Here is a 7676-nt window from a genome sequence, read left to right as displayed (position 1 = left end):
GCGCCCAGATGAAAAGCGCCCCCTCGGGGGGGGGGGAGCAGGGGTTTCGCGGAGCACTGCTCCGCGCCTGCGGAACGGGCCGGCTGTGCAAAGCTGGCCCTCTTGCGACCACACGAAGTGGGGGAGCGTGGGGGCCGTTTTTCATCGCCGGGCCGTCCCAAGATGAAAAGCGCCCCCTTGGGGGGCAGCGACCACACGCAGTGGGGGAGCGTGGGGGCCATTTTCGTGCCGTTCGGCACGGCCCATGTCGCCGGATTCAAGTTTTTCCGGTGCCTGACGATAAAAGTCACGGGTTCTGGATTCCGTTGCGGTTAGGCTGTGCCGCGGTGTTTTCATCTTGGAGTGAGTTGTGTTCCTGATCATCGGCTACGTCATCATCCTGGCCGCCTCGCTCGGCACCTACGCGGTGCATGGAAGCCTTGCCGCGCTGTGGGTGCCGATGGAGTATCTCGCCATCGTCGGCCTGATGATTGGCGGCTTCGTCGCGAGCAACGGCGGCAAGGCGATCAAGGCCACGATGGGTGCGCTGCCGTCGGTATTCAAGGGCTCGGTGTACAACAAGGCCATGTACGTGGACCTGCTGGCGCTGCTCTACGAACTGCTGGCCAAGGTCCGCAAGGAAGGCCTGATGTCGATCGAAGGGGACATCGAGAATCCGGAGTCTAGCCCGATCTTTTCCAAGTATCCGAGCGTCACCGCCGATCATCACGCGATCGAGTTCCTGACCGACTACCTGCGCATGATGGTGGGCGGCAACCTGAATGCGTTCGAGATCGAGAACCTGATGGACATGGAGATCGAAACGCACCATACCGAGGCGCACCAGGCGCCCCACATCGTGTCCAAGGTGGCCGATGCGCTGCCGGCCTTCGGCATCGTCGTCGCGGTGATGGGGGTGGTGAACGTCATGGGCTCGGTGGGCCAGCCGCCCGCGGTGCTGGGCAAGATGATCGGCGGCGCGCTGGTCGGTACCTTCCTCGGCATTCTGCTGTCCTACGGCTTCGTCGCGCCGATCGCCGGCCAGCTCGAACAGAAGGTCGAGGAAGGCGGCAAGATCTACCAGGTCATCAAGGTCGTGCTGCTCGCCAGCATGAATGGCTACGCACCGCAGATCGCGGTCGAGTTCGGCCGCAAGGTGCTGTACTCCACCGACCGGCCCGGCTTCGTCGAGCTCGAGCAGGAACTCAAGAACCGCAAGGGCTGAGCGATGCGAACGCAGATCGGCCAGGGACGTGAAGGGAGCGCGGCGTGAGCGACGACACCCAGCAACCCATCGTCGTCAAACGCATCAAGAAGGGCGGTGGCGGCGCGCACGGCGGCGCGTGGAAGATCGCCTATGCCGACTTCGTGACGGCGATGATGGCCTTCTTCCTGCTGATGTGGCTGCTGGGCTCCACCGCCCAGGGCGATCTGGAAGGCATCGCCGACTACTTCCAGAACCCGCTCAAGATGTCGATGGTGGGTGGGGATGGCACGGGCGACAGTTCGAGCGTGATTTCGGGCGGCGGCGAGGACCTGACGCGCTCGGTGGGCCAGGTCAGGCGCGGCGATGTCGAGAGCTCCCGCTCGATCAACATGGATGCGGCGGGCGGCAAGCGCAAGAGCGAGGCCGAAGTCAGCGCCGAGAGGCTGGCCGAGCGCCGGGAGCGCGCACGCCTGATCGACCTCAAGGGCCGCCTCGACGCGATCATCGAGGCCAACGCCTCGCTGCGCCAGTTCAAGAACCAGATCCTGATGGACATCACCACCGAAGGCCTGCGAATCCAGCTGGTCGATGAGCAGAACCGGCCGATGTTCACGTCTTCGAGCGCCGAGCTGAGGCCTTATACGCGCGAACTGCTGCGCACGATCGCAGGTGCGCTGAACGACGTCGATCACCGCATCAGCCTGTCGGGACACACCGATTCGACCCAGTACGCCGGAGGGGAACGGGGTTTCTCGAACTGGGAGCTGTCGTCGAATCGGGCCAACGCATCGCGCCGCGAACTGGTCGCGGGCGGGCTCGAAGCCGGGAAGATGGTCCGCGTCGTCGGCCTGGCCGACACCATCCCGCTCAATCGCGCCGACCCCTACGACCCGACCAACCGGCGCATCAGCATCATCGTGCTGAACAAATCGACCGAAGATGCGATCCGCAGCCAGACCAGCACGGCCGGCGTCGATGTCGACGCTGCCGACAGCCGAGAATCGATCGGCGAGCAGATCGGCAGCAACGTCCCGGTGCCGCCGCCGGGCGGGCCGCGAGGCAGCCTGATCCAGGGGCTTCCACCGCCGCCGAGTTGAGCCGATGGGCTCAAGTCCTGGCGAATCCGGCCGATATCGAATCCATACCGTCGCAAATGCGATAACCGATTCTTGCCCCAGACAGGGGGGAACATGTCCGACCTTCTGAAGAACATCGACGCGCGTACCCGGCTGGCCGGGACCAACAAGCTCGAAATCCTGCTGTTTACCCTCGGTACCGATGGCCGCACCGGGCGGCGCGAGACCTTCGGCATCAACGTGTTCAAGGTGCGCGAAGTGATGCGCACGCCGAGCATCACCGCCGCGCCCGAGATGCCGGCATCGGTCGAAGGCATGGTGAGCCTGCGCGGCATGCTGGTGCCGGTGGTCGATCTGGCGCGCTACATCGGCATGAGCGTCGAGACACCGCGCGAGATCATGATCGTCACCGAGTACAACGGCCACACCCAGGGTTTCCTGGTCGAGGCCGTCGATACCATCCTGCGCCTCGACTGGTCGCAGATGCGGGTGCCGCCCGAGATGCTGACGGCCAACATGGGCGGCCTCGTCACCGCCGTCACCGAATTGCCGGGCGACAAGCTGGTGATGATGCTCGACGTCGAGAAAGTGCTGTCCGAGACGACCCGCTACGACAACGAATACATCTTCAAGGACATCGTCCAGCTGCCGGATGGTGATGGCCGCGTGGTGTATTTCGCCGACGACTCCTCGGTGGCGCGGCGCCAGATCCAGCAGACGCTCGACGCCATGGGCGTGCGCTATGTTTCGGCGGTCAATGGCCGGCAGTTGTGGGAAGAGCTGAAGCGCGCCGCGGCCCATGCGGAGGCCAGCGGACGCAAGATCGGCGATCTCGTCAGCCTGGTGCTGACCGACGTCGAGATGCCCGAGATGGATGGCTACATCCTGACCAAGCAGATCAAGTCCGACCGCCGCTTCGCGGGCATTCCGGTGATCATGCATTCCTCGCTGTCGGGCAACTCCAACCAGCAACTGGGGATGTCGGTGGGGGTGGATGAATATGTGCCCAAGTTCGAGCCGCAGCGTCTGGCGCAGACCCTGAGCCGCCTGCTGCTCGAAGGTGTCGCGCCGCAGGCGCAGGATTGAGGAGCCGCCATGCTGAACCTTGCCCAGGAAGAATCCGCGCTGCTCGACTCGGTCGTCAGCCGCACCCAGCTCGCAGGCTCCAACTGCATGGAGATCCTGTTGTTCTCGCTCGGCACCACCGAGCATTTCGGCATCAACGTGTTCAAGGTGCGCGAAGTCTCGAAGACGCCTTTCATCACCCGCACGCCCAACATGCCGACCGGCGTGGAAGGCTTGATTTCCCTGCGCGGCAACGTCATTCCGGTGCTGTCGCTGGCCGGCATCCTCGGCATCGCCCAGCCCGGCACGCTGAACGAAGGCTCGATGATGGTCACCGAGTACAGCAAGCGCACGCTCGGTTTCCTGGTCGAGGAAGTCGATCGCATCATCCGCGTCGACTGGGAGAAGGTGCGCACGCCCGAGAACGTGTCGGGCGGCAGCCATGCCTACATCACCGCCATCACCGAACTGCCGGACGGGCGCCTGGTGTCGATCCTCGACGTCGAGAGCATTCTGGCCAACACCTTCGGCGATGCGGTGGTCGGCAACATCGAGCCGATCGGCAACGGCCACGAGGTCAACGTCTTCTTCGTCGATGATTCGGGCGTGGCGCGGCGCAAGATCACCGAAGTGCTCGACAAGCTCGGCGTGCGCCACAAGTACGCGCAGAACGGCCTCGAGGCATGGACGCGCCTGCTCGGCATCGCCGATCACGCCGAGCATACGGGCCGCCCGGTCGCCGAGGAGATCGACCTCATCATGGTCGATGCCGAAATGCCCGAGATGGACGGCTACGTGCTGACGCGCAACATCAAGGCCGACACGCGCTTCGGCGGAATTCCGGTGGTGATGCATTCCTCGCTGTCGTCCGAGGCCAACCGGGCGATGGGCAAGCGGGTGGGGGTGGATGCGTACGTGGCAAAATTCGACGCTGACGTACTTGCCGAAACCCTGAGGCCGTTGCTCGCGCGCGCGCGCCGGGCAGCCTGAGCCGAGCAGGAATGAATGGAGAACCTGGAATGTCCGACCCCAAACTCAAATTTCTCGTCGTCGATGATTTCTCGACCATGCGGCGGATCGTCCGCAATCTGCTCAAGGAGCTGGGCTACACCAACGTCGATGAAGCCGAGGATGGTGCGATCGCGCTGCAGAAGCTGACTGCGGGGCAGTTCGACTTCGTCGTCACCGACTGGAACATGCCGAACATGGACGGACTGACGCTGCTGCAGACGATCCGCCGCACGCCGCAGCTCAAGCACCTGCCGGTGCTGATGATCACCGCCGAGGCGAAGAAGGAGAACATCATCGCCGCGGCCCAGGCCGGCGCCAGCGGCTACGTCGTGAAGCCGTTCACCGCGGCGACGCTGGCGGAAAAGCTGCAGAAGATTTTCGAGAAGATGGGACGCCCGGCATGAAGGCGTCCGGCCCGGCCGAAGGGCACACCACCTGAACGCTTGCGTATCCCGAGCATGGAGTCTGGACATGAGTAAACGGCCTAAATTCGACGAGTCGGGCGACTCGGACGATCTTCAGGCACTGTTCGACAGCATTGCCGCGCAACCTGCCGAGGTTTCCCCGGCCGCTGCGGCGCCACAGACGGTGTCATTGGCGGCCGCTGGCGACGAAGCTGGGGACAGTGACGAATTGCAGGCCTTGTTCGACGCAGTGTCGGCAGAGACCGGCATCGCCGAGGTGCCGCCGGCCGCGAATGCGGGCGGGGAGCAGCAGGATGGCGACGGCGATCGCGCCGTCTTCAACCGCCTGGGGCACATGACCCGCCAACTGCACGATGCACTGCGCGAACTCGGGCTGGATGCCAGTCTGCAGGAGGCGGCGCAGGCGATTCCCGATACCCGCCAGCGGCTGGACTACATCGCGCAGATGACCGAGCAGGCGGCGAGCCGCGTTCTCAATGCCACCGACATCGCCCGTCCACTGCAGGACAGGCTCCAGCAGCAGTCGGCGGCCTTGCGCACGCGCTGGGACGAGGTGTTCGCCGGCAGGATGCCGCCGGCGGACTTTCGCTTGCTGAGCATCGAGACGCGCGATTTCCTCGGCCAGGCCGAAGCCGACAGCGCGGCGACCGGCGCGCAACTGATGGACATCATGATGGCGCAGGACTTCCAGGACCTGACCGGCCAGGTCATCAAGCGCGTGCTGCAGACCGCCCAGGCGCTCGAGTCCCAGTTGCTGGAGGTGCTGATCGAGACCGCGCCGCCGGCGATGAAGGTCGAGTGCGCGGGCAGCCTGATGAACGGGCCGGTCATCGACGGCAAGACGGCTGATGGCATCGTGACGAGCCAGGAACAGGTCGACGATCTGCTCGAAAGCCTGGGTTTCTGAACCGGGCATGTCTGCCGGCGAGTGGGCCTTGCATGGGGACGGACCGGGAAGACCGCACGTCCGCAGTGGAAAAAGTGGAGCGAGAAGAGCATGAGTGATTTTGCGGGAATGGAAGACCTGCTGCAGGACTTCCTCATCGAGGCCGGGGACCTGCTGTCCGGGGTCGACAACAAGCTGGTCGATCTGGAGCGCTCGCCCGAGGATCGTGGCCTGCTCAACGACATCTTCCGCGGTTTTCACACGATCAAGGGCGGCGCCGGCTTCCTGAATGCGGCCGAGCTCGTGAGCCTGTGCCATCTGACCGAGAACCTGTTCGACAAGCTGCGCAACGGCGAGCTGTCGATCACGCCCGAAGCGATGGACGTGATCCTGGCCGCCACCTCCGCGGTGCGCGAAATGTTCGGCTTTCTCGAAAGCGGGACCCAGCCGCCGCCGGCCGATCCCGATCTGATGGCGCGTCTGAAGGCCACGCTGGCAGGCGAGTCGATCGCGGCCGCGCAGCCTGCGGCGAAAGCGGCGGAGGGGGTCGGCCTGCCGCTGCCGGGCGAGCCGGCATGGGATCTGCTGTACGCGGCCGTGGCCGGCAGGCCTGCGGCCGAGGCCGCTGCCGCGGCGCCATCGTCGGTCGTCCCGGCCGCTGCGCCGGCCAGGCCCGCGCCTGCCGAAGAGATCATCAAGGCGGCGATCGGGCGGCGCGCCACCGACAAGCCGGGTGTTTCCGGACCGGTCGGCCGGCGCGACAGCGAGCGCCAGCGGGACAACTCGATCCGCGTCGATACCGCACGCCTCGATCAGGTGCTGAACCTCTCCGGCGAGATCGGCCTGACCAAGAACCGGCTCAACGCGCTGCGCAGCGACATCCTCAGCGGCCGCAACGATTCCGAAACGCTGCATGCGCTCGATCTCGCCGTCAGCCAGCTCGACCTGCTGGTCTCCGACCTGCAGAACGCGGTGATGAAGACCCGCATGCAGCCGATCGGCCGGCTGTTCCAGAAGTATCCGCGCATCGCGCGCGACCTTGCCCGCAACCTCGGCAAGGATGTGGAGCTGGTGCTGGTCGGCGAGGAGACCGAGATCGACAAGACGATGATCGAGGATCTGTCCGATCCCATCATCCACCTGGTTCGCAATGCGGTGGACCACGGGGTCGAAGACCGCGCCGGCCGCATCGCCGCCGGCAAGCCGGAAAAATCGATCGTCCGCCTCGAGGCGCGCCAGGAGGGCGATCACATCGTCATTCTCGTCGCCGACGATGGCCGCGGCATGGATGCCGAGCGCCTGCGCAGCAAGGCGCTGGCCAAGGGCCTCATCACCGATGAGGAGGCCAGCACCATGGACGAGCGCCAGAGCTACAACCTGATCTTCCAGCCCGGCTTCTCGATGGCGGAGCAGGTGTCGGACGTGTCGGGCCGCGGCGTCGGCATGGACGTGGTGCGCACCAACATCCAGAAGCTCAACGGCAGCATCGAGATCCGTTCGCAGCAGGGCAAGGGCACGACCCTGATCATCAGCCTGCCGCTGACGCTCGCGATCCTGCCGGTGCTGCTGGTGCGCCTGGGCGAGCAGCCCTTCGCCGTGCCGCTGGCGATGGTGCGCGAGATCCTGCCGATCGATCCGTCGATGATCCAGGACGTCGGCGGCAAGGCGACCATGGTGGTGCGCGGCGAAGTGCTACAGATCCTGCCGCTGTCCTCGCTGCTCGGCTGGCCGCAGGAGCGGGCGCCGCAGTACGGCGTGCTGATGCAGGCCGCCGAACTGTCCTTCATCCTGGCGATCGACAGCTTTGCCGGCCGCGAAGACGCGGTGATCAAGTCGCTCGACGATTTCCGGCCGAAGGGCGTCGCCGGCGTGACCACCTTGTCGAACGGCCAGATCGTGCTGATCCTCGACATGAAGGAACTGCTCGGTACCGCCGGCGACCACCGCGGCGTGCCGCGCGCCACGCTGATGCGCGGCAGCAAGGAAGCATTGGCGCTGGCTTCCTGAGCGGCCGCAAGCCGGAGCCG

Annotated in this window: 7 protein-coding genes; all 7 read left to right on the top strand. The window is 65.4% G+C overall.

All coding sequences use genetic code 11. From position 1 onward, the window contains the following. Positions 1-349: 349 nt before the first annotated feature. On the top strand, positions 350-1204 hold the full coding sequence (gene motA, locus TBU01S_RS20105; protein ID WP_068639280.1) for a flagellar motor stator protein MotA: 855 nt from the start codon (positions 350-352) through the stop codon (positions 1202-1204). A 44-nt stretch (positions 1205-1248) separates the two neighbouring features. Continuing rightward, positions 1249-2283, top strand: coding sequence for a flagellar motor protein MotB (gene motB, locus TBU01S_RS20100; RefSeq protein ID WP_068639279.1), 1035 nt, complete (start codon positions 1249-1251; stop codon positions 2281-2283). A gap of 93 nt (positions 2284-2376) precedes the next feature. Beyond that, positions 2377-3348 (top strand): chemotaxis protein, encoded by a 972-nt coding sequence (locus tag TBU01S_RS20095; protein WP_068639278.1) that lies wholly within the window; start codon positions 2377-2379, stop codon positions 3346-3348. 9 nt (positions 3349-3357) lie between these two features. Further along, positions 3358-4317 (top strand): chemotaxis protein, encoded by a 960-nt coding sequence (locus TBU01S_RS20090; RefSeq protein ID WP_068639277.1) that lies wholly within the window; start codon positions 3358-3360, stop codon positions 4315-4317. A gap of 29 nt (positions 4318-4346) precedes the next feature. Continuing rightward, positions 4347-4742: a chemotaxis response regulator CheY gene (gene cheY / locus TBU01S_RS20085; protein ID WP_068639276.1), complete on the top strand. Its 396-nt coding sequence runs from the start codon at positions 4347-4349 to the stop codon at positions 4740-4742. Between the two features lie 67 nt (positions 4743-4809). Beyond that, positions 4810-5670: a protein phosphatase CheZ gene (gene cheZ, locus TBU01S_RS20080; protein ID WP_068639275.1), complete on the top strand. Its 861-nt coding sequence runs from the start codon at positions 4810-4812 to the stop codon at positions 5668-5670. 90 nt (positions 5671-5760) lie between these two features. Next, positions 5761-7656 (top strand): chemotaxis protein CheA, encoded by a 1896-nt coding sequence (locus TBU01S_RS20075; protein ID WP_174524554.1) that lies wholly within the window; start codon positions 5761-5763, stop codon positions 7654-7656. The last annotated feature ends 20 nt before the right edge of the window (positions 7657-7676 follow it).

This window comes from Thauera butanivorans NBRC 103042 (genome assembly GCF_001591165.1).
In the GTDB taxonomy this organism is placed as follows: domain Bacteria; phylum Pseudomonadota; class Gammaproteobacteria; order Burkholderiales; family Rhodocyclaceae; genus Thauera; species Thauera butanivorans.
The sequence above is the reverse complement of the archived record's forward strand: the minus strand, read 5'-3'. Positions and strand labels throughout refer to the sequence as shown.